Genomic DNA, 22,818 nt, shown 5'->3' with positions numbered 1-22,818 from the left:
GAACTCAAGATTCGCAGTTCCTTCACCGATACGGCTTAACAGTCGAGAAAGGCTCTGGGATGATAAAGGAAGATCCGGATGGTCTTCAGATAAGATCGTACCTTCATACCAGCTCTGAATATGAGTTAGTGCTCGTGGACGCGTGGCGAAGTTCATTGCCAAAGTCAAAATCGGCCAGACTTCTTTGCCAGGCAAGACACCAGAGAGGACCTCTTCCAGCTCAAGGTCTTCCGCGATCTTTTTTAGCGGGACAAATTCGCCATGCGACAGCACCTTCTTCGGCATTTGGTCCACGGAGCGGACCTTGACCGGAACCCCGTTGACGTTCTTTCCAAGGTACTTGCTCTTCTGGCGAATCTTCTTCTTTTCTTTATCGTAATACGGGGTTATCTCATAGAGATATTCCTGGCCATTTATCTTTTTGACGCGAGTGAACGATTTCATATGCATATTTAGGCACATAATACTATTTAAAGATTGAGGTAGATGGTATCGAAAATCATCTTGATATGCCTAAATCATGGGGAACTTAGGTTCCAGGATAACCCTTAAATTCTTTGAATCAGGTTAAAGGGCCTTCGATGATCCCCCCTCCGGCAGGTCCCAGGGTCGCCGGAGTGGTGGAGAGATCGGGAGGCTGTCTCCATGTCCGAAGAGGAGAAGAAGGAAGAGCTCATCCGGGAAGAGGACGAATACGGCAACATCCTCGTCTATCCCGCCTGGTCGAAGAAGAACGCCCCCAAGGACGGCAAGGACAAATGGGACGTCCCTATCTACATCTGATCTGATGGCGGGGCGGGCTTGCAGCTTTTGCCGCTCTTTCTGCTTCCCGCCGCCCCTGCCGCCCCCCGTTGTTCCTCAGACCTTCGAGATACTGCGCCCTTCGATCATCTCCCCTCGCCCCGCCCCGCCAGCCCCGCCCCTCGATTCCGGGCGGGGGCGGTGATGGGCGACGATCAGGCTAGATCGACGGAAAAAGTTGGGCTGTGGTGCCGAGTCGATGGTACGTCGACGAGCGGGCGTCTCCTGCCTGCCGGCCCCGGCGCGCAACCCCGGCGAAAGGCGAACGGAAAGGCGGTTGGAGGGAGCGGGATGAGGATGGGGCAATGGGTATGAGAAGGGGAAGCGAATAGGGGTAAATATTAAGTATCGACAAAAAAGACTTTCTCGATTATGAACGAGGACCAGACGCCCTTCGGAGAAGAGAGCATCTTCTATGAGTACGCGGCGCCCCCTCAGCTGGCCCCTGAAGAGATCGATCCGGCCTCAAACCTGACCGACGGCGCCGCTGGCCTCCCGGAGGGGGGCGTCCCGGACCTCCCTTCCCCCCTCGTCGGATACGAGTCCCCCCCGGTTCTGGAGACTTTAGCAGATCAGATGAACATCGCCTTCGGGATCGACGTCGCCTCAATTGTGGGCATGCTGCTGAAAATAATTTTGATCATCGCCGCCACATACCTCGCCGCCAAGATGGTGAACCGTGCCCTCAAGATCAAGCTCCCCGAGATGATGGGGGGCAGGAAGACGGGGATAGACGCCGAGACGGAACAGACTTTCAGGCTCCTCGTCAGCAGGCTCCTCGTGGCGGCGATATACGCCATCGGCTTCCTCCTGGTGGTATTCCAGATACCGGGGCTGAGCAACATCGCCGTCACCCTCCTCGCCGGCGCCGGCGTCGCGGCCATCGCCGTAAGCTTCGCCGCCCAAGACTCCATCTCGAACGTCATATCGGGGATATTCCTAGCCGTCTTCCACCCCTTCCGCGTCGGGGACAGAATAGACTTCAACGGCGATTACGGCCATGTCGAAGACCTGACCCTGAGACATACTACGATCCTGACCTGGGACGGGAGGAGGGTCTTCGTCCCCAACAGCATCATGAGCAACCAGGCGATAGTGAACTGGACCATAACCGATCCCATCATAACCTGGACCGTCGACGTAGGGATCGCTTATGACGCCGATATCGACAAGGCCCGGGATATAATGCTGGAGGTCGCCAAGAGGCACCCCCTCGTCCTGAAGAACCGCGACATAGAAGTGAGGGTGACGGAGCTGGGAGACTTTGCGGTGAATATGCGGCTTTTGTACGAGATCCCCAACAGGGGCATCGCCTTCGCGACCCACTGCGAGATCCGCGAGGCCGTAAAGAAGAGGTTCGATAAGGAGGGCATCGAGATACCCTTCCCGTACAGAAACCTCATAATCCAGACCCCCGAAGGCTCGAAGCTCTGCCCCTCCTCCGGCGAGGCGGCAGATGTCGGCTCTTCCGGCGCATCCGGCGGCGAGCCCGGGACTTCGGGCGGCGGGCCTCCATCCGGCGACCGGTTGTGACCCGCCCCCTCCGATTCATGGAATTTTGATCTCCGGCGATCTATATTGTGACCCCGGCGTTGTGACCCCGGCGATTGGGCGAAAGATCCCGGCCCGGATCTGGGCGAGGGCTGGCCAGGCCATCCGCCTCTATGAAGGCTGCAGATCGTTTTCTTAGTACCGGCGCCTACAAAAACCCTTAACTCGGATCAGGATCATCGAAGAACAGCGCTGAACGATGACCCCACCTGAGGGCGGATCGGGGTTCCATCGATCGACCTGCTCATCGGCGGGGACGGTCTACAGATACGGCGTAGAGAAGATATATATATAGATGACAAAGGCCCATTATAATAAATTCGATATAGCTTGTTTAGGTTGGTGGAGAGTCATGAGATACCTTAGGGTTGGAGGACTGCTTTGCCTGCTCCTGGTCGCCATGGCGGCAGTTCTGCCGATGGGGGCGTTGGCACAAGATGAAGCTGAAGCAGGTGAAGCTCCAGAAGAACCGGTCCTGCCGGGGGACGGATCATCGAATGATGAAGGCGCTGAAGCGATGGCGGATGAAGATGCCTCCGTTGATGAGCAGCAGATGCCTCCAGAGGATGCTGATGAGCAGCAGATGCCTCCAGAGGATGTCGATGGGACAGAAGCAACTTCTGAGGATGCTGATGAGCAGCAGACACCCCCAGAGGATGTCGATGAGCAGCTTATGGATGACGCGCCCCTCGACGCCCCCATGGACAACTCGCTCCTTCCAGAGACCCCGATGGGAACGTCCGACTCTGAAGAATCGGATCCCGCATCTGAGGGGAACGACGCGGTGGACGAAGCCGATGAAAACGGCAACGACGCCTCTGAAGATGATCCTCTGGTGGAGGCCCTCCCCGAGGACGAGGAGCCTGAAGTCGCCCTGTCCAACACCGACCGGATATGGCGGGCGGGGATAAACCCGGACGAGTACACCTGGAACCCCCAGACCTTCTCTGGGTTCTTCTACGACCTCGACGACGACGTGGGGACCGAGACGCTGACGGTCAACCTGCGCAGATCCGGCGACAATTACGACAGGACGATCCGAGAAGAAGATCTGAAGTACGAGACGAAAGCCGCCCCGATATCCTTCGAGTTCGACAGGTGGGGAGAATACCAGGTCATCGGCTTCATGGCTCAGAAGTACTTCGCCGGATACATCGGGACAGATCGCGATGTCGTCGACAGAGATATCAGCCTCCTGGATGAGGAAGAGCTGCGACAGGTTCTCATCGACGACGACAGCGACTACACCGTAGACACCGGCTCGGTTCTCCCTCTGAACGAGGGCTACGAGATCCAGATCAGGGAGATAGACCTGGACGGGAATAAAGTCTGGCTCTCCCTGGCCAAGGACGGCCAAGATGTGGACAGCAAAGTCGTTGACCCGACGAGCCTCAGAACCTCGACCTACAAGTACGAGATAGACCTGGCAGGCAAGAAGCTTCCCCTGATCATGGTCCACGTAGCGAGCATCTTCAGAGGGGCCGAGACGAGCCTTGTGACCATCGACGGCATCTTCCAGATCTCCGACGGGTACACCACCGTCGCCACCGGCGATGCTCACGGGAGCATGGAGGTCGACTCGATATTCGGCGACACCATAAGGATGATCAACGACAGATCCATCTCCCTCAGGGCGGGCAGGACCGTCTCTGTGATGGGAGACGTCAGCTTCCTGGTCGCCGACGCCGACGAGCTCCGGTTCGCCCCGACGGTGAAGAGGACGGGGAGCTACGAGATACGAGGCACGATCGTAGACCCGGCGGTGGGCGAGTTCACCTGGAACCCCTACAACTTCGAGGGTTTCTATTACGACATCGACGACGACCTGGGAACCGAGACCATGACGGTCAGGTTCGATGGAGACAGGATAGGCGAAGGGGACATCAGGTACAGGACGGTGCCCCAGTCTGTCCAGTTCGATTACGAACCCTGGGGCAGCTACAACGTCATCGGCTTTTTGGCGGAGAAGTATTTCGCCGGATACAACGACAATACCACCTTCACCGACAGGTTCAGCTTCATAAACGAGGAGCAGCTGAGGAAAGTCCTGATAGACGACGACGAGTCCTATACCGTCCGGGGCGGAGCCACCTTCCCCTTGAAGGAGGGGTACGAGCTCCAGATAAGGGAGGTGGACCTCGACGGGAACAAGGTCTTCCTCTCCATAACCAAGGACGGAGATGAGGTCGACAGCAGGGTCGTCGACCCCGGGAGGGACGTGCGAACCTCCACCCTAACCTACGAGGAGAGGATCGGTGGCGAGAGGGTCCCGATCATTGCGATCAACGTCGTGAGCGTCTTCCGCGGCAGAGAGGAGGACCTGGCCACCATCGAGGGGATCTTCCAGATATCCGACAGGCCCCGATCCGTCGAGGAGGGCGAGACCTACGGGAGGATGGAGATCGACGGCGTATCCGACGCCGGAATAGAGATGTCCAACGACGGCTCCTTCAGCCTGGGCAGGGGGAGGACGATCTCCATCATGGAGAATATGAAGTTCAAGGTCTCCGACAGCGATAAAAGGCTCGTGGTGCCCATCGTCGAGGTGAGGATGGAGGTCAAGCCCATGAGGATCGAGATCCCTGAAGCGATCGTAGGTACGCCAGCCGAGTTGAAGGTGACCTCTAACGGCAGCCCCGTCATCGGCGCCCTCATCGCCATCAACGGAGATGAGGTCGGCACCACCGACTCCGACGGTATATACCTCTATTCGCCGAGGGCTGCCGGCAGATTCGACGTCGAGGCAAAGAAGGACGATCACACCGAAGTGATGGGGGTCCTGGTCGTCAGCGAGATCCTGGAAGAGAGGGTCCTCGCCGTAACGGCGCCTCAGGAGGTGATGAAGGCAGAGAGCTTCGTCATCAAGGCCACTATAGGCGTCGACATGCGGCCGGTGGAGGCGGCGGATATATCCTTCGACGGCGTCAGTATCGGCGCCACCGACTCCGTGGGCACCGTCTCGTACGCCTCGGATTCTGTAGGGGTCCACACCATCACCGCATCCAAGGTGGGTTATGAGAACGGTTCCAGGAGGATCTTGGTGGTGACCCCCGTCAGGATAACCGGGATCGAGATGGACGAGACCGTCAGGGCAGGAAAGGCCGCCAAGATCACCGCCATCGCCGAGAATTGGGGGTCGGTCAGCGACAACACCACGGTGGAGCTTAAGGTCAACGGCGTCCCAGTGGAGTCGAAAGACCTCACCGTCGGAGCCGGCGAGACCGGATCCCTCGCCTTCGAGTACACGCCGGAGGAACCCGGCCTTTACACCGTGGAGGTGGGAGGTATCCAGAGAACCTTGACGGTAGAGGAGAAGAGCAGCACAGGAATGGTGGCAGCCATTCTGATCCTCCTCTTCGCCATCGGCGGCGGAGCCTACCTCTATTCGACCGGAAGGCTGAACGAGATTCTGGGGCGGATCAAGAATCGATGATCCTGCCCTATAACCATCTTTTTTTCGTCTCCATCAAGAAGATAGTCGATCCACCCCCCCTCGATCCGTCTCGACGATCGAGATGCGATGATCGAGATGCGATGATCGAGATGCGATGATCGAGATGCGATGATCGAGATGCGATGATCGAGATGTGATGATCGAGATGCGATGATCGAGATGCGATGATCGAGATGCGATGATCGAGATGCGATGATCGAGATGCGATGATCGAGATGCGATGATCGAGATGCGATGATCGAGATGCGATGATCGGCATATCTCGGGGAATGATTGATATACCCTGACGGATTCTCTCACGACAGCGTGTAGCATATCGGTTTCCGCCGACAAAAATTCAGGATCGTATTCCCATGAACTTCTGGCAACCCAAGATCGAGACGATGAAACGATCAGATCTTCAGGATCTGCAGCAAAGGCGACTGAAGGACTCGGTGAAGAGGGCCTACGATAACGTGCCCTTCTACCACCAGAAGATGAAGGCCCTGGGGATAACTCCCTCGGAGGTGACCTCCCTTGCAGACGCGAGGTCCCTTCCCGAGACGAGGAAGGGGGACCTGCGGGATAACTACCCCTTCGGCCTATTTGCCGTCCCGAAGAGCGAGGTGGTGCGCGTCCACGCCTCCTCCGGGACGACCGGCAAGCCGACGGTAGTCGGCTACACCGCCAAAGACATCGAGACCTGGTCGGATATGGTGGCAAGAGACCTGGTGATGGTCGGCTGCAGAAGAGAGGACGTATTCCAGAACGCCGTAAACTACGGCTTCTTCACCGGTGGCCTCGGGATCCACTACGGGATCGAGCGGATGGGCGCCATGGCGGTCCCCAGCGGCACCGGGGACACAAAACGGCAGATAGAGATCATGATCGACTTCGCCGTCACCGCCCTCCACTGCACCCCCTCTTACGCCCTCTATCTCGCCGAGACGGTGACGGAGATGGGGGTGGCCGGCGATCTCTCCTTGAAGGTAGGCTGTTTCGGCGCCGAGCCCTGGTCCGACAGAGCGCGTTTGGAGCTTGAGGAGATGCTGGGAATCAAGGCCTACGACTCCTATGGCCTATCGGAGATGTTCGGTCCGGGGGTGGCCTTCGAGTGCCAGGAGCAAGACGGCCTTCACATCTGGGAGGACCACTTTCTGGTGGAGATCCTCGACCCCGATGGTGAGGCCTGCGCCCCCGGTGAGCGCGGCGAGCTCGTCCTTACATCCCTCACCAAGGAGGCGATGCCCCTCATCAGGTACCATACGGGAGACGTCACCTACATGATGGAGGACCAATGCCCCTGTGGAAGGACGTCCGTCAGGCTCCACCGGTTCCTGGGGAGGGCCGACGACATGCTCGTCGTCCGAGGGATCAACGTCTTCCCGTCCCAGATTGAGGACGTCCTCCTCAAGATCCCCGAGATCGGGGACTACTTCCAGGTGGTAGTAGACAGGAAGAGGCACGCCCTCGACGAGATCTCCATCAAGGTGGAGGTGAGCGACATGGCCTTCACCGGGGAGCTCGCTGACCTTGCGAAGCTTCAGAGGAAGGTGGAAGGGGAGCTTAAGTCGGTGATGAAGATCAGGTCGAAGGTAGAGCTGGTGGAGAAGGGGAGCCTCCCCCGGACCCAGGGGAAGTCGAAGAAGATCGTGGACCTCCGGGAGATCTAGCGGTTCAGCAGAGCCGGGGGAGGAGCTGGACGGCGGTGGAAGATGCGGCCATCTCCCCCCCAATAACCCCATTTTACGGACCGCCACCGCCCGCCATCTCCTCCGTCCTCTCCTTCACCCTCTCAGCGAGCCTCTCAAGGATCCCCTTCATCCTCTCGGAGTTGTCGCAGTGGGAGCCGGTCTTGGGGCTGCAGACCGCCAGGGCGTCCATCACCCGGTCAGCGAGACGGAACTCCTCAGTATCCTCCAGGTCCATCAGGAGCTGCGACATCCGCCGGTTGAACTCCCGGCACTTTTCCGCGTCGCAGATGGCGTCGCCGTGGAGCCGCCGGAGCGCCTCGACCTCTTTGAGGAGGCCGTTGCCCCCGACCGTCTTTAAGGCCCCGTCGCCGTCCATCGAGTTCTCCAGGGATGGTTCAGCGGTATCCAAGAGACCTCGCCCTCTCGTAGGCCTCCTTGGCGGGATCCGCCTCCCCCAGCATCTGGTGGGCCCAGCTCTTGCTGTTCCAGGCGGCGGCGTATCCGGGCTCGATGGCGAGGGCCCTATCGAAGGACTCGAGAGCCTCGTGGTATAGACCGAGCCGGTTCAGGATCACCCCCTTTCTGTTCCAGGCCTCGGCGAAGGAGGGCTCGATCCTCACCGCCTCCTCGTAGCAGCCGAGAGCCTCTTCGAACCGGAGGAGCATCTGGAGGGCGTTTCCCTTATGGTACCAGCTCTCCGCTGAGGTGGGGTCGATAGATAGGGCCCTCTCGTAGCTCCGGACGGCCTTATCGTAGCTTCCGGTCATCATGAGGGCGTCCCCCTTCCCGTCCCAGGCTTCGGCGAAGTCCGGCTCCATCTCCAGGGCCCGGTCGTAGGAGGCGAGGGCCTCGGCGTAACGACCCTCATCTGCGAGGGCGTCTCCCCGACGGAGCCAGTCCTCGGCGGCATAAGCATCCACCGATATCTCTTCTGACCCCTGGATATCTTCGATAGACTCACCATCTCCCTCATCTCCCTCATCTCCGCCGGGTCCTTCCGGGGCCGCCTCCCCCTCCTCGAAGTCTACGATGGCGTCTCCGAAGGCGGGGGCTCGGGCGAACTCTTCTACCTCATCCACCTCCGTCTCATCCACCTCCGTCTCATCCACCTCCGTCTCATCCACCTCCGTCTCATCCACCTCCGTCTCCTCCGGATGAGCGCTACCGAGGGATAAGCCCAGGTCGGCCAGGCTCTGGCCTGACCAGCTCCCAGGGTCCTGGGGAGCCGGTCCCTCGGCTACTATATCCTCTAAGGGCTCCTCCCCGGAGAGGAGGTCGTCGGAGCCGGAGGCGAGGTCCCCAGCCACCTCCTCAGCTTCCGCATCGACCTCTTCCTCCTGGAGAGGCCCCTCCGTCTCATCCTCCGCCTCATCCTCCCTCTCGGGCCCCGAAGGGGAGGGGTCGACGCTGGATATGCCGGGGACGGCGTAGGTGGGGGCCGAACCGTCATAGTCGCCGAAGAAGTTTCCGTCCCAGATGTTCTTTCCCAGGTCGAAGGCGTTGTAGTTGTCGTTCGCCTCCAGGACGTTCCTCTCGATCCTGTTCTCGTCTGACCCGGTGTTGATCCAGATACCGTACTTGTTATTCCAGACGACGTTCTCCTCGATCGCCGTCCCCGTGGAGCCGTCGAGGTATATCCCGTACCACCTGTTGTCGGTGACCAGGTTTTTCCTGATCAGGTTATCTTTCGACCTCACCTCGATGCCGGACCAGCCGAAGCCCCCATTCTCCAGGATGAGACCCTCGACCTCGACGCCGTCGGCGAGGATGGTGAGGGCGCTTCCCCGCCCTCCGCCGTCGACGATCGGCCTCCTTGTGCCGTCTCCGGCGGCCCGAAGGGTGATGGTGGTCTTCACCACCAGGTTCTCGCTATATGTGCCGGCCTCCACCTCCACCACGTCGCCGGGGCTCGCGGCGTCGATGGCCCCCTGAATCGTGGCGTGATCGGCCCCGGTGGAGCCCACGGTGATGGTGGCCGCCTCCGCTCCCGACAGTAAGAGGGCCATAACCGAAAAGAAGACGATGGTCTTAGAGCTCATCAAGCCTCCCGCCTGATGCCATCTCTACCCCAAGCTAAGAAAATCTTTTGGTGATCTGGCCAAGGACACCCTGCCCCCATAGAACCCTGGACCCGCCTTCCTCTTCTGCCTCTCCATACTTCCCCAATGCCTCAGCCCTCACGAATCAGACCGCGCCTGGAGACGAGGAGCCAACCTTTTATAACCGGCGCTCCCCGGAGAGGTCCATGGTGAGAAGCTCAAACCCCATTCCTTTGAGGAGAGGCGATGGCGATGGCGTTGGCCGCCGCCCCCAAAGCCACAGCCTTCTCGTGATCGCCTTATTGATCTCCGCCTCCCTCTTTTTGGTGGGAGCTTCTGTCGGCGCCACCCTTACCGTTGGACCCGACGAAAGGATCCAGGCTGCCATCGACGGTGCAGGTGAGGGGGACGTGGTGCTGGTGGAGGCGGGGGTCTACCGGGAGAGGCTGGTGGTGGATAAGGGGATCGCCCTCCAGGGGGTCGCAAGCCCCTCCATCACCGCCGGTGGGAGTGGGTCTGCTGTAACCCTCCAGGCGGAGGGGGCTTCCATCGTCGGCTTTGAGATCTTTGGCTCCGGCTCCGAAGAGACGGACGCCGGGGTGAAGGTCCTTGCCAAAGGGTGCACCGTCGAGGAGAACCTCGTCGTCGAAAACGGCATCGGAATCCTCCTCCAGGCCGCTGGTGGGGCCACCATCAGCAACAACTCCGTTGAGAAGAACGGGGTCGGGATATCCCTTATGGCCTCCTGGGAGAACGATATATCCTACAACAGGATCTCCGAGAACGGCGAAGGGATCCGCATCGCCAAAAGCGACGCCTCCGAGAGCATAACGGCGTCTGACGGCGGAGGGGTATCGATAAAGTACAGGCCGAAGTCCGAAGCCCCCGTCCTCTCGGTCAGCGAGATCGGCTTTGCCGCAGGCCGAAAGGAGAACCGGGTATTCGGAAACGAGCTTCTCAACAACGGCGTGAACGCCCGCGACGACGGCGAGAACCTCTGGCACCTCGGGAATATCGGTAACCATCACTCCGACTTCGACTCCATCGAGGAGGGGTGCAGGGATAGGGACCGGGACGGGATCTGCGACTCGCCCCTGAAGATCCCTGGGGGCTACAGCGCCGACGGATACCCCGTCGCCACCGAGGATGCGGTCCTGCGGTACAGGGCCGTATCCGGCGACTTCGAGCTCGTCTTATATCGATCGACCTTCTCCCCCGGCCAGAAGATCCCCCTCGGCTTCAAGGCCCCCGGGAGCTTCTCTGGCCGGGCGGTCCTCATCCTCCCCGCCCCGGGTCCCGGCGAGGGGGAGGACGGGACCGGTGCGGCGGCGGGTCCGGCGGATGCGGCCGTATCAAGCCAGATCCTGGAGGGCGAGAAGGGCACCGTCGCCTTCACCGCCCCGGAAGAAGAGGGGTCATACGCCTTTCTGATGCTCGACGGCTCGGGGATTGAGATCGTCGCCCTCCCCTTCAAGGTGGCGACCCCCGCCCTGGAAGCCTCGACCTCCTCCGCCGGCACCTGCGACGGCGTCATCGTCAACTTCAGCGGCGCCCCCGGCTTTGAGGGGGACTGGATCGGACTCTTCGCCGCCGGATCAGGGGACGATGCCCCTATCTCCCGACAGCACCTCGACGGAGAGAGCGCAGGGACCCGATCCTTCGCCATGCCTTCGTCGGCGGGGATCTACGACCTGCGGCTCTTCGAGGACGGCGGCCAAAAGAGCCTGGCGAAGAGCGGGGCCGTGGAGGTGAAGCCCTCCGCCGGGGTGAGGATCAGGGCCTCGCCGGCGGCCGCCCGCCCCGGCGAGCCGATCACCGTCTCCTTCTGGGGGGCGAAGCCCGCCTCGTCTATAGGGATGTACGAGATGACGAGCCCCGACAAGTTCATGCTCGCCATGCAGTGGACGAGCGGCAGGTCCTGCGGCACCATGACCTTCAGAGCGCCTTCGGCTCCGGGGAGATACGACTTCCGGCTCTTCGAGGACAACGTCCACCGAAAGCACATGGGGGCGAGCAACGTCGTTGTGGTGAAGTGAGGAGAAAGAGGGGGCCGGCTTGATGATTATGGGCCCATCGGCCCATTCATCTACATTTCATATTCAGGACCTGAAGGTGAAGGAGCCGGATTTGAGACGGATCAACCTTCTGAGAGCAGAAACAAGATCGTATTCGTCGGAATTTAAATCCAGATTAAAATTGAATTTGGTAGCGGGGAGTAGATTTGAACTACTGATCTACGGGTTATGAGCCCGTCGGGATTTCCTGACTACCCCACCCCGCTTCGTCCGGTTTGGGCGCGACAGACTCCAAACCCGCTCCCATCATATAAAGCTTGTGCATCGCCTTCGTCCTTCGACCGGGTCGAAAGGCTGGCGCGTTTTTGGGCTATAGTCCCCGATACCTCTCCGCCTTCCGGATCCGCGGTGGCCGCGCGGGGGGGGGGTCAGAGGAGGCCCCCGCAGCTATCGTCGGCGCCTCCGGCCGCCCTTGGGAGAAGAGGAGGGATCTATACATCACATCAGGATCTTCATCGCCTCTTCGACGGATTTGTCATGGTGGACTATGGATGCGACGGCCCTGGTCATCTTCGTCGGGTTCTCGTGCTGGAAGACGTTCCTTCCGATGGCGACCCCCTTTCCTCCGGCATCTATGGCGCCGCGGATCATCTCGAGGAACTCCTGGTCCGTCTCGGCCTTGGGGCCGCCCGCGATCACCACGGGGACGGGGCAGCCGGCGACGACCTCCCGGAAGGAGTCGGGGTCGCCTGTGTAGTTCGTCTTGACGATGTCCGCTCCCAGCTCTGCTCCGGCCCGGGCGGCCAGGGCGACGACGTCGACGCCGTTGGGATCGTTGATCTTGTCGCCCCTCGGGTACATCATGGCGATGAGGGGCATCCCCCAGAAGTCGCACCTCTCGGCGACGCCGCCGAGCTTTCGCAGCTGGTCCGCCTCAGTCCCGGACCCGATGTTGATGTGGACGGAGACGGCGTCGGCCCCCATCTTCAGCGCCTCTTCCACCATGCAGACCTGGACCTTGTTGTTGGGGTCTGGGCCCAGGGCGGTGCTGGCGGACATATGGACTATGAGGCCGATGTCGCTGCCGTACCCCCGGTGGCCGTGCTTCACCATCCCCTTCTGCTGGAGGACGGCGTTGGCGCCACCTTCTGCCACCCTGTCTACCATCTCCGATAGGTTGACGAGCCCCTTGACGGGGCCGACAGATATCCCATGGTCCATGGGGATGATGACGGTGTTTCCGCTGTTCCGGTCTATGATCCTCTCCATCCGCACCCTTTTGCCGATCTCGCTCAATTCCAGTTCTCCTTCATGTTAACGTGGGCCATGATAACATGTGTCATATATAAAGCTGACGCCGCGATATTTATAGCTTGGCGGCAGATAACCTCCGGAGCTGATACCTTGGACGAGGAGTTCGGGAGGATAAAAAAGAGCGAGACGACGGAGCTGGTCATCAGAAAGACCGAGTTTAAAGGCTCTGCCGGAATCGACATCAGGGAGTATGTCAAAAGTGAGAGGTACACCGGCTGGTCTAAGAACGGCATCAGGATACCGGTGGACCAGTGGCGATCCTTCAAAGAGATCCTGGACAAGATAGAGGTCCCCGAGGGAGGAGAACCCGATTAACCGGGAAGGCTTCGAAGAGGAGTACCGCAGATGGCTCGTCTCGGTCGCCCAGGACGTCGCCACCCTCCTGGCCGGAGCAGATTCCAAAGATCGGGATAGGATCGTCAGAAAGCACCGGGAGATGAAAGACCCCTCGAAGGTATTTCGCCCGCTGTCGGACTGTGCCCGGATCTGCCGCCTCGGCGGCGATGAGGCGGACGGATACATCCTGGTAGAGACCGACGCCGTCACCTTCTTTCCTTCCATGGGGTCGTCCTCCCCCGGGGCCCTCGACTACGCCGTGGCGATGAACCGGAGGTACTACTTCGAAGGGCTCTGGTTCTCCATCATATCCTTCAACTCCGAATATTTGAGGCAGGCCTCAGACAGGATCCTCGCCTACGCTCTCGAGCACGAGTTTGAGATGGGAAGGCTCTACCAGGAGGCGTTCTCAGAGATGAGAAAGCTCTCCCCCGGCGAGAAGCTCCAGATCAGCCAGCTGGCCCACGAGACCTCCGTCGAGAAGAGGAAGGTATCCCTGGAGGATCTCATCGACGAGGAGAGTCTGATGCTGAAGCTATCCGAATCCCAGCCGGTCGTCCCCAAGCCCTACGCAGAGACGGCTCTTCTCAGATACCTCTCAGATAATTTTTCGGATCTCGAAGGGTTCGGCGTAAAGAGCGGGGACGATGAGGAGGACGCCTTCGGCGCCGAGCTCTACGAAGAGTTCGAGGGCTGGTCCTCCTTCTCCATCGAATCTTACCGCCTCTTTGTACGGGAGACGGTCATGGCACTGAACGAGGCCAGCAGGGGTTACGTCTAGGAGATGCGCCTTAACTTTTCCGAGAATGCAATTTTGATCCAGTCGTGCGGACCAGCAGGTCCCATCCCCCCTCTGCCTCGTCTTTTCCTTCCCACCGATGGAGGGGCGATGGGTCGGCATCCAGCCCTGAGCATTTAAATAGTAGTCATTCCCTGTAAGTTGCCATCAAGATCATCAGAGGCGACCCGATTTGTCCAGCCAATCCAAACTGCATACAAAACCGGCGGTCAACATAGGCATGGTGGGCCATGTCGACCACGGAAAAACGACCCTCGTCCAGGCCCTCTCCGGGGTCTGGACCGACCAGCATAGCGAGGAGCTGAAGAGAGGCATCTCCATCAGGCTCGGATACGCCGACGCGACCTTCAGAAAATGTCCCAACTGCCCCGAGCCTGAGGCGTACACCGTGGAGGAGACCTGCCCGGGTTGCGGTTCCCCCAGCGAGCCCCTCAGAACTGTATCTTTCGTCGACTCTCCCGGCCACGAGACCCTCATGGCGACGATGCTCTCGGGGGCTGCCATCATGGACGGAGCGGTCCTCATAATCGCCGCCAGCGAGTCGTGCCCTCAGCCCCAGACTAAGGAGCACCTGATGGCCTTGGACATAACAGGCATCGGCAAGATCGTCATCGTCCAGAACAAGATCGATCTCGTCTCAAAGGAGAGGATGATCGAGCACTACAACGAGATCAAGAAGTTCGTCAAGGGTACCGTCGCCGAGAACGCTCCCATAATCCCGATATCTGCCCAGCAGAACGTCAACATAGACCTGGTGATCCAGGCCATCGAGGAGACGATCCCCACACCGGAGAGGGATATAGAAAAGCCGCCCCTCCTCCAGATAGCCAGGTCCTTCGACGTCAACCGGCCGGGAACCCTCCCCGATAAGATCGTCGGCGGGGTCATCGGAGGGACCCTGATCCAGGGGGTCCTCAGGCCCGAAGACCCTATTGAGATAATGCCCGGAAGGTCGGTGGAGTCGGAGGGGAGGAAGCAGTGGGTTCCCATCAACACCAAGGTGACGGCCCTGATGGCTGGGGGTGGGACCCAGGAGGAAGGGACCCCCGGCGGCCTCCTGGGGGTTGGAACGACCCTCGATCCAACCCTCACAAAAAGCGACATCCTGGTGGGGCAGGTGGCAGGAGGTCCGGGCACACTTCCTCCAGTCTGGAACTCCTTCACCATGAAGATAAGGCTCCTGGAGAGGGTCGTAGGCGCCACCTCCGAGGCTGACGTCGAGCCGATCCACACCAGCGAGCCGTTGATGCTGAACGTCGGCACCGCCACCACCGTAGGGGTCGTCTCCAGCGCTCGAGAAGGGGGGATGGTGGAGGTCCAGCTTAAAAGGCCGGTCTGCGCCGCCGTCGGCGACCGGGTCGCCGTCAGCAGGCGGATAGGCGCGCGGTGGCGTCTTATTGGCGTCGGCACCATAAAAAAATGATCCGTTTTGGCCTCTGATGAGCCGTTTTCGGGAAGAGGTGATAGAACCGCGTGAAGGTCCTCCTCGACACCAACGGCCTGATGGTCCCCGGGGAGTTCGGGGTGGACGTCTTCGAGGAGCTGGAACGGTTGGGCTATCGGAGGTTCCTGGTCCTCCGACCCGTCCTCCGGGAGCTCGAATCCCTCTCCCGCCTCGCCGACTCCCGCCGGGATCGCATAGCTGCCCGGATCGGCCTGCTCCTCGCCGAGGGGTGTGAGATCGTCGAGGCCTCCGGCGGGGCGGATGAGGCCCTCCTCGACCTCGCCCTGAAAACGGGAGCCGCTGTCTTCACCAACGATAAGGAACTGAAGAAAAAGTTATCTACTAGAGGTGTTACCGTTATACACCTGCGCCAGAGGCGACGGCTGGAGATCGCAAATAGAAAGGAGTTCTGATGTATAAGAAGATGAAGCTGGAGGGGATAGTCAGGATACCTCCCGGCCAGATGGGAGATCCCCTCGAAGAAGCGGTGGAGATGGCGCTCCGAAACAAGTACGAGGCGAGGGTTGATAAGGTCCTGGGCACCGTCGTCGCGGTGCTGGGGGTCGACGACATCGGGGAAGGGAGGATCCTGGCGGGAGACGGGGCGATATATTACAATGCCACCTTCGATGCCATCGTCTTCAAACCCGAGATGCAGGAGATCGTCGAGGGAGAGGTGGTGGAGATCGTGAAGTTCGGGGCCTTCATAGGGATCGGGCCTTTCGACGGGCTGCTCCACGTCAGCCAGATCACCAACGAGTATATATCGTACGATGAGAAGAATGCCCGGCTCGCCAGCAAAGACTCGAACAAATCTCTCGGGGAGGGCGACAGGGTTCGAGCTCGGATCATCGCCATCAGCCTCAACGAGAAGGAGCCAAGAGAGAGCAAGATCGGCCTCACCATGAGGCAGACGGGCCTTGGAAAGATCGAGTGGCTGGAGGCGGGTCGGCGAAGAGAAGAGGCAGAGGCGGAATCGAAATGACCGAACAGGCTTGCAGGGAGTGTCACAGGATTGTCGAGGGTCTGGTCTGTCCCATCTGTGGTTCGTCTTCCCTGAGCAAGGACTGGAGCGGTTACGTCGTGATAATCGACCCGAAGGAGTCTGAGGTAGCAAAGAAGCTGGGGATAACCCTTCCAGGAAGGTACGCCCTGAAGGTGCGATAGATTTGTTGATCTTGCGTCTCCCCGAAGAGCTCCGTTCCGAGCTTCGACCCCCCCTGGGCAGGCTCTACAGGGGAAGGGGGCAGGAGTGCATAGAACCGATGCAGGATCTCCTCGTCCCCGCGCCGAAGGTGATCGCCGTCGGTGATGTCACCACCTTCTGCCTCGTCTCCTCTCCCGGCAGAAAGCCCGACATCTGCATCGTGGACAACATGACGAAACGGATGCCGGTGGCAGATCACGTCCAACAGGGCATAAGCGACCTGGACGATTACGAGAAGATCGAGGTCTGTAACCCCCCGGCAACCCTCACCCAGGAGCTGGTCGAGGCGGTGAGGTACCTTTTGGCCGGCGACGGAAGGGGTAAGATCGTCGTCGACGGCGAGGAGGATCTTGCAACGCTGCCCGCCATACTATACGCCCCCCTGGGGTCGACGGTCGTCTACGGCCAGCCCAACGAAGGGAGCGTCGCCGTGGTGGTGACCCCCGAGAGGAAGGAATACGTCAAGAGCATCATGGATAGAATGATTGTGGAGGATTTAGATGGAAATTAAGATCATCGAGGAGAGAGAGAACCCGATTTTGAATCGGAGAGAGGTCAAGTTCGTAGTCGAGCACGACGGCCCCACCCCCTCCAGAAAGAGCGTCATCGACAAGATCGCAGCCACCATGAACTCCAAGGTGGGGCTTGTGATGGTCGACAGCCTCAAGTCCGAGTTCGGAAAGCGTGAGACGATGGGGTACGCCAAGATCTACGAGAGCGAGGAGAGGGCAAAAGAGGTGGAGAGGGCCTACGTAGTAGCTAGGAACGTCCCCGCCCCTGCCGCCGGGACAGAGGAGTAGAGGGGTCGAGGTAGATGGCGGTCCATCAATTTTATGAGGTCAGCGGCGAGGCGATAAAGAGGAAGAAGCAGGTCTGCCCACGATGCGGCAACGGCGTCTTCCTCGGAGAGCACGACGACCGGCTAGCCTGCGGAAAGTGCGGATATACCGAGTTTAAGAAGTAGACTCGCCTCTGCCCCTCTCCGAAGGGGAGAGATTCCGCACCCTTTTAGTTTTTATACGTTTTTTTGTTTCATCTCCGTTTCGACGGTGGAAGCCCCCTTTTCCTCCGTCGGTTATTTAAATGTTCGAGGCTCAACCTTTGTAGGGTGTTAATTTGGTAGACATATTATCCGTCGGTCTTGTACCTCTGCTGATAGTTCTGTTCATACTCTATCAGGGGATCAGGATACCCCGGGAGTACGAACGGCTCGTGATCTTCAGGCTTGGCCGCTACAGCGGGATCAAGGGTCCGGGCATCACGATAATAATCCCGATCATTGATAAGGCGATGACGATGGACCTGCGAGTCGTGACGATAGACGTCCAGAAGCAGGCGGTCATCACCAAGGACAACGTCACCGTCGCCGTCGACGCCATCCTCTATTATCGGGTCGTGGAGCCGGATAGAGCCGTCATCCAGGTAGAGAACTTCAGGTTGGCGACGAGCCTCCTTGCCCAGACGACCTTGAGAGACGTCCTCGGAGAGATCGAGCTCGACGACCTCCTCTCCAAGCGCGAAGAGCTGAACGTCAAGCTCCAGGAGATCCTCGACAGGCAGACCGACCCCTGGGGGATCAAGATCACCGCCGTCACCCTCCGGGACGTCAGCCTCCCCGAGTCGATGCTCAGAGCGATAGCAAAGCAGGCCGAGGCCGAGAGGGAGAAGAGGTCACGGATCATCCTGGCGGAGGGAGAGTTCCAGGCGTCTGCGAGGATGGTGGAGGCTGCAAAGCTCTACCAGGACGCCCCTGTCGCCATCAAGCTGAGGGAGCTACAGACCCTCGCCGAGATCTCCAGGGAGAAGAACATGATCGTCGTCACCTCCGGGGGCGAGGTCGGCGAGAAGACGGGAACTGTTGCGGGGCTGACACAGGCCTTCGGGGAGAGATGAATAGACCAGATTCGAAGCTTATAGGGGGAGGATGCCGCCGGGATGGCCGCCCCTCCCGCCCCGCCCCAGGGGTCTTGAAAGCCCATACCCCCATCCCAGCCCTCTTTATGGCCGCCATCCTCCTCCTCTCCCTTTCGGCCGCTGCCCTGGGGCAGGGGTCCGTGATGATCGTCGCCCTCGACGGTGCCATCACCCCTGCGAGCGACGAGATCGTCGCCGAGGCGATCCTCCAGGCTGAGGCACTAGGCTGCGAAGCGATCATCATCACCCTCGACACCCCCGGCGGAGGCCTCACCGAGACGAAGGAGATCACGGGGCTGATGGAGAGGACGAGCCTTCCCGTCATCGGGTACGTCTACCCCTCCGGCGCCACCGCCTGGAGTGCCGGAACGATCATCCTCCTCGCCTCCGACGTCGCCGCCATGGTGCCGGGGACGATCATCGGCTCCGCCCAGCCGGTCCAGATCGGGCCGATGGGAACGGAGGCAGTCAACGACTCCAAGGTGATCAACGCCGTGGTGGCCCTGGCCGAGGAGAGGGCCCGGATCAACGGGAGGAACGTCACCGCGGCCCGGGAGTTCGTCACAAAGAACTTAAACCTCAACGCCGAGGACGCTCTGGAGTTCGGGGTGATCGAGTTCATCAGCCCGAGCATCGAGGCTTTATTGGAGGAGGTCGACGGGGTCGTGGCGAAGAACAGAACCCTCGCCACAAGCGGCGCCGAGATAGTCCACTTCCAGCCGGGCCTGCGCCTCCAGATCCTCTCGATCCTATCCGACCCGCTCCTGGCGGGGCTCCTCCTCATCATAGGCCTCTACGCCCTCATCTTCGGCCTCTCAAACCCCGGGATGGGCGCTGAGCTCGTCGGCGTCATCGTCCTCGCCCTGGGGCTCATAGGCCTTGGCTTCTCCGTCAACATCGGGGCGGTCTTCCTCATAATCCTGGGGGTCGTCCTCCTCCTGGTGGAGCTGAACAGCGCCGGCTTCGGCCTTCTGGGGGCAGCGGGCCTCGCCTGCATGATCATCGGGTCTGTCCTCCTCGTACCCATAGGCTCGCCGGAGTGGTCCACCCCCGCCGAGTACAAGATGGACGCCCTCATCGCCCTCCTCGTCCCGTCGATAGTCATGGGGCTCTTCTTCGTCTTCGCCATCTACAAGGTGGCTGAGGCGAGGAGGAGGCCCACCTACTCCGCCAGGATGGAGAAGGAGGTCGCAGAGGCCCTGGACAGGATCGATCCCCGGGGGCACGTCATGTACAACGGCGAGTACTGGGTCGCCGTCTCCGAGGAGCCGATCGAGGCCGGCGAGACGGTCGAGGTCGTCGGCAAAGAGAGGATGGTCCTGAAGGTGAGGCGGAAGAGATAGATGAAAGGCAGTTGAAAGGCGGCTTTGGCGCCGGTGGAGGACCGGGGCCATCGCTTCTTTTCTTGATTTATATAGCCATTGTGAAGATTTTCCGATCATATTGCATCTTCCGAAGGAGGATAATTTGGAGAAAAGCTTATCAAGGACGATAACATAACAGTCAATGGTGAAGGAAATGTTCGAAAAGATTTTGATCGCAACCGACGGATCGGAGCACAGCGTCCGGGCTGCAAAGAAGGGGATCGATCTTGCGAAGCTGTCCAGCGGGACGGTGACCGTCGTTTACGTCGTCGATCCGAACCGAGCCCTCTCCGACGTCAGCTTCAATATCGCCGACGACGTCCTGGAGGGGCTGAAGCAGTCGATGATGGTGGAGGGGGATAAGGCGACGAGCTCTGTCGAAGAGTCGGCGAAGGCCGTCGGCGTTCCCGTAGATAAGAAGGTGGTCGAGGGCAACCCCGCCGAAGAGATCCTCAAGATATCTGAGGGGATGGACGTCGTGGTGATGGGGAGCGTCGGCCGCACCGGCCTCAGCAAGTTCCTCCTGGGGTCCGTCGCCGAGAAGGTCGTCCGAAACTCGAAGGTCCCGGTGATGGTAGTTTATTGATAGCTAGGACTTACGCACTTGAGAATCAAAACCAAGCACATGAGAGCCTGTCAAGAAGATTGTGTTTTAGACAGTTTGGTGCTTCATGCTACTGGTTTTTTGTTCAACTGCGTAAGTCCTAATAGCTTATAAAACCGCCGAAGCCCTTCTCTCCAGGTTTCCCCGAAGGCGGCCTATGGGAGCCGCCCTCTTTTATTCGCTGATCGATAACCTTTAGAACCACCCCTCTCCTTACCCTCCCCTATCCATGGTCGAAGATCCCGTAGCGAAGTGGGAGGAGTTCATCAGGTCCAGGTACTGGGACGAGCTTTTGGAGCTCGCCGACTCCTACCCCTTGCGCCGCAGCCTCTCCATCAAGTTCCCGGACATCGACCGGTACGACCCGGAGTTCGCCGACGAGCTTCTGGAGAAGCCGGGACCGCTGCTGGAGGCGGCGGAGACGGCCCTCCTGGAGATCGACCTGCCCATCGACGTCCTCTTAGAGAAGGCCCACTTCCGGATCGTCGGGCTGCCACGGCGGTACAAGACGAGCGAGCTGCGCAGTGATCATATAGGGCGGCTCATCGCCCTGGAGGGGCTCGTCCGGACGGTGACGGAGGTCCGGCCGAAGGTCATCAGCGCCGCCTTCGAGTGCCAGAGGTGCGGCCACATCTTCTACAAGGAGCAGACGACCTCCAAGTTCCAGGAGCCCTACGACTGCCCCAACGACGCCTGCGACCGGCGGGGGCCCTTCAAGCTCCTCCTGGACAGGTCCCGGTTCGTCGACGCCCAGAACGTCCGGGTCCAGGAGTCCCCCGAAGAGCTGCGGGGGGGCGAGCAGCCCCAGACCCTGGACGTCCAGCTCGAAGACGACCTCACCGGGATGATCTACCCCGGCGACAGGATCGTCGTCAACGGGGCTCTGCGGTCATATCAGAGGACGACCCAGACCGGCAAGTCCACCTATTTCGACCTCTTCCTCGAAGGAAACTCCATCGAGATGATGGAGCAGGAGTTCGAGGAGATCGATATCAAGGCCGAGGACGAACGGCTGATAAGGGAGCTATCAACCGACCCCCAGATATACGAGAATGTAAGAAAGTCCATCGCCCCCTCCATCTACGGCTACGACGAGGTGAAGGAGGCCTTGGCGCTCCAGCTCTTCTCCGGCGTCTCAAAGGGGCTCCCCGACGGCACCAGGATCCGGGGGGACATCCACATCCTCCTCGTCGGCGACCCCGGCATCGCCAAGAGCCAGCTCCTCCGGTACATCTCCAAGCTCTCCCCCCGGGGGATATACACCTCGGGGAAGAGCTCCACCTCGGCGGGGCTGACGGCGACGGCGGTCAAAGATGAGCTGGGGGACGGCCGCTGGTCCATCGAGGCGGGGGCGCTCGTCCTGGCAGACAAGGGGATCGCCTGCATCGACGAGATGGACAAGATGAGGTCCGAGGACCGGTCCGCCCTCCACGAGGCGATGGAGCAGCAGACGATCAGCGTAGCCAAGGCTGGGGTGATGGCCACCTTGAAATCGAGGTGCGCCCTCCTCGCCGCCGCAAACCCCAAGTTCGGCCGCTTCGACAAGTACGAGGGGATAGCCCAGCAGATCAACCTCTCCCCCGCCCTCATGTCGCGGTTCGATCTGATCTTCGTCCTCACCGATGAGCCCTCAGACGCCCGGGACAGCAAGATCGCCCGCCACATCGGCCAGACCACCTACGCCGGGGAGATATCGTCCCGGGGCGGCTACTCCAAAGAGGAGCTGGAGGCGGTGATGGAGATCATCCGCCCGGCCATCGAGCCGGAGGTCCTCCGAAAGTACATAGCCTATGCCCGAAAGAACGTATTTCCCGTCCTCACCGACGGGGCTAGAGAGAGGCTCGAGAGCTACTACGTCAACCTGCGAAAGCAGGGGCAGGACGGAAATAAGCCCGTCCCGGTGACGGCGAGGCAGCTGGAGGCGCTCTTTCGGCTCTCCGAGTCCAGCGCGCGCCTCCGGCTCAGTGAAGAGATCACCGGTGGAGATGCCGAACGGGTGATCAGGATCGTCGAAGCCTGCCTCCGGCAGGTGGGGGTCGACCCCGAGACCGGCCTCCTCGACGCCGATGTCCTGGCGGTGGGGATGAGCAAGAGCACAAGAGACAAGACGAGGCTGATGATCGACCTGATCCGTGAGCTGACCACAGAACATCAGGGTCCGGCCCCCATGGAGGCGGTCCTGGAGAGGGCAGAGACGAAGCTGGGGATGGAGAGACATAAAGCCGAAGATATCATAAAGAGGCTCCGGACGAACGGGGAGATATTCGAGCCGAGACCAGGCTTTTTGAAGCTTCCATGATGTG

Annotated in this window: 21 protein-coding genes, 1 tRNA gene and 1 pseudogene; 18 read left to right on the top strand and 5 right to left on the bottom strand. The window is 60.2% G+C overall.

The genetic code is table 11. The annotated features are described in order from the left end of the window. Positions 1-444 (bottom strand): annotated as a pseudogene (locus P0O24_RS03875) (IS1634 family transposase); the annotation flags it as partial. 201 nt (positions 445-645) lie between these two features. Between P0O24_RS03875 and P0O24_RS03870 the strand changes: the two are divergent. From P0O24_RS03870 to P0O24_RS03855, 4 genes are all read left to right on the top strand, one after another. Then, positions 646-783 (top strand): hypothetical protein, encoded by a 138-nt coding sequence (locus P0O24_RS03870; RefSeq protein ID WP_316968422.1) that lies wholly within the window; start codon positions 646-648, stop codon positions 781-783. 390 nt (positions 784-1,173) lie between these two features. Continuing rightward, positions 1,174-2,334 (top strand): mechanosensitive ion channel family protein, encoded by a 1,161-nt coding sequence (locus P0O24_RS03865; RefSeq protein WP_316968421.1) that lies wholly within the window; start codon positions 1,174-1,176, stop codon positions 2,332-2,334. A 370-nt stretch (positions 2,335-2,704) separates the two neighbouring features. Next, positions 2,705-5,785, top strand: coding sequence for an S-layer protein domain-containing protein (locus tag P0O24_RS03860; protein ID WP_316968420.1), 3,081 nt, complete (start codon positions 2,705-2,707; stop codon positions 5,783-5,785). Between the two features lie 374 nt (positions 5,786-6,159). Then, on the top strand, positions 6,160-7,458 hold the full coding sequence (locus P0O24_RS03855; RefSeq protein ID WP_316968419.1) for a phenylacetate--CoA ligase family protein: 1,299 nt from the start codon (positions 6,160-6,162) through the stop codon (positions 7,456-7,458). Positions 7,459-7,531: 73 nt separating this feature from the next. Here P0O24_RS03855 and P0O24_RS03850 read toward each other — a convergent pair whose 3' ends face one another. Both P0O24_RS03850 and P0O24_RS03845 read right to left on the bottom strand, forming a co-directional pair. Then, complete coding sequence (locus tag P0O24_RS03850; RefSeq protein WP_316968418.1) at positions 7,532-7,888, bottom strand: hypothetical protein; 357 nt, start codon at positions 7,886-7,888, stop codon at positions 7,532-7,534. Next, positions 7,875-9,518, bottom strand: a complete 1,644-nt coding sequence (locus tag P0O24_RS03845) for a tetratricopeptide repeat protein (RefSeq protein WP_316968417.1) — start codon at positions 9,516-9,518, stop codon at positions 7,875-7,877. The genes P0O24_RS03850 and P0O24_RS03845 overlap by 14 nt, the downstream gene beginning before the upstream one ends. 206 nt (positions 9,519-9,724) lie before the next feature. Between P0O24_RS03845 and P0O24_RS03840 the strand changes: the two genes are divergently transcribed. Next, entirely contained in the window at positions 9,725-11,554 is a 1,830-nt protein-coding gene (locus P0O24_RS03840) for a right-handed parallel beta-helix repeat-containing protein (protein WP_316968416.1), read from the top strand. Between the two features lie 167 nt (positions 11,555-11,721). Here P0O24_RS03840 and P0O24_RS03835 read toward each other — a convergent pair. Beyond that, positions 11,722-11,799: transfer RNA gene (locus tag P0O24_RS03835), tRNA-Met, on the bottom strand. Between the two features lie 232 nt (positions 11,800-12,031). Next, positions 12,032-12,829 (bottom strand): 2-amino-3,7-dideoxy-D-threo-hept-6-ulosonate synthase, encoded by a 798-nt coding sequence (locus P0O24_RS03830; protein WP_316968415.1) that lies wholly within the window; start codon positions 12,827-12,829, stop codon positions 12,032-12,034. A gap of 108 nt (positions 12,830-12,937) precedes the next feature. On the opposite strand from P0O24_RS03830, the gene P0O24_RS03825 reads away from it, so the two are divergent. The 13 genes from P0O24_RS03825 to P0O24_RS03765 all read left to right on the top strand — a co-directional run bounded on the left by P0O24_RS03825 (position 12,938) and on the right by P0O24_RS03765 (position 22,814). Further along, entirely contained in the window at positions 12,938-13,162 is a 225-nt protein-coding gene (locus P0O24_RS03825; RefSeq protein WP_316968414.1) for a transcriptional coactivator p15/PC4 family protein, read from the top strand. Positions 13,163-13,283: 121 nt separating this feature from the next. Beyond that, on the top strand, positions 13,284-13,964 hold the full coding sequence (locus P0O24_RS03820; RefSeq protein WP_316968413.1) for a hypothetical protein: 681 nt from the start codon (positions 13,284-13,286) through the stop codon (positions 13,962-13,964). Between the two features lie 208 nt (positions 13,965-14,172). After that, positions 14,173-15,405, top strand: a complete 1,233-nt coding sequence (locus P0O24_RS03815; protein WP_394356680.1) for a translation initiation factor IF-2 subunit gamma — start codon at positions 14,173-14,175, stop codon at positions 15,403-15,405. Between the two features lie 50 nt (positions 15,406-15,455). Beyond that, a complete protein-coding gene (locus tag P0O24_RS03810; protein WP_316968411.1) occupies positions 15,456-15,839 on the top strand; it encodes a type II toxin-antitoxin system VapC family toxin in 384 nt (127 codons plus the stop codon). Continuing rightward, positions 15,839-16,411 carry a DNA-directed RNA polymerase gene (locus P0O24_RS03805; protein ID WP_316968410.1) on the top strand — a complete coding sequence of 191 codons (573 nt, stop codon included), beginning with the start codon at positions 15,839-15,841 and terminating at the stop codon, positions 16,409-16,411. The genes P0O24_RS03810 and P0O24_RS03805 overlap by 1 nt, the downstream gene beginning before the upstream one ends. After that, positions 16,408-16,593 (top strand): transcription elongation factor subunit Spt4, encoded by a 186-nt coding sequence (gene spt4 / locus P0O24_RS03800; protein WP_316968409.1) that lies wholly within the window; start codon positions 16,408-16,410, stop codon positions 16,591-16,593. The genes P0O24_RS03805 and spt4 overlap by 4 nt, the downstream gene beginning before the upstream one ends. Before the next feature lie 2 nt (positions 16,594-16,595). Continuing rightward, complete coding sequence (locus P0O24_RS03795; RefSeq protein WP_316968408.1) at positions 16,596-17,144, top strand: GTP-dependent dephospho-CoA kinase family protein; 549 nt, start codon at positions 16,596-16,598, stop codon at positions 17,142-17,144. Then, positions 17,134-17,433, top strand: a complete 300-nt coding sequence (locus tag P0O24_RS03790) for a 30S ribosomal protein S24e (protein ID WP_316968407.1) — start codon at positions 17,134-17,136, stop codon at positions 17,431-17,433. The genes P0O24_RS03795 and P0O24_RS03790 overlap by 11 nt, the downstream gene beginning before the upstream one ends. Before the next feature lie 14 nt (positions 17,434-17,447). Next, positions 17,448-17,597, top strand: coding sequence for a 30S ribosomal protein S27ae (locus tag P0O24_RS03785; RefSeq protein WP_316968406.1), 150 nt, complete (start codon positions 17,448-17,450; stop codon positions 17,595-17,597). A gap of 152 nt (positions 17,598-17,749) precedes the next feature. After that, positions 17,750-18,526 (top strand): slipin family protein, encoded by a 777-nt coding sequence (locus tag P0O24_RS03780; RefSeq protein ID WP_316968405.1) that lies wholly within the window; start codon positions 17,750-17,752, stop codon positions 18,524-18,526. Next, a complete protein-coding gene (locus P0O24_RS03775; RefSeq protein ID WP_316968404.1) occupies positions 18,523-19,890 on the top strand; it encodes an NfeD family protein in 1,368 nt (455 codons plus the stop codon). Before P0O24_RS03780 ends, P0O24_RS03775 begins: the two co-directional genes overlap by 4 nt. A 175-nt stretch (positions 19,891-20,065) precedes the next feature. Further along, positions 20,066-20,497 (top strand): universal stress protein, encoded by a 432-nt coding sequence (locus P0O24_RS03770; protein WP_316968403.1) that lies wholly within the window; start codon positions 20,066-20,068, stop codon positions 20,495-20,497. 247 nt (positions 20,498-20,744) lie between these two features. Beyond that, complete coding sequence (locus P0O24_RS03765; RefSeq protein WP_316968402.1) at positions 20,745-22,814, top strand: minichromosome maintenance protein MCM; 2,070 nt, start codon at positions 20,745-20,747, stop codon at positions 22,812-22,814. The last annotated feature ends 4 nt before the right edge of the window (positions 22,815-22,818 follow it).

This window comes from Candidatus Methanocrinis alkalitolerans (genome assembly GCF_029167205.1).
Taxonomy (GTDB): Archaea; Halobacteriota; Methanosarcinia; order Methanotrichales; family Methanotrichaceae; genus Methanocrinis; species Methanocrinis alkalitolerans.
The sequence above is the reverse complement of the archived record's forward strand: the minus strand, read 5'-3'. Positions and strand labels throughout refer to the sequence as shown.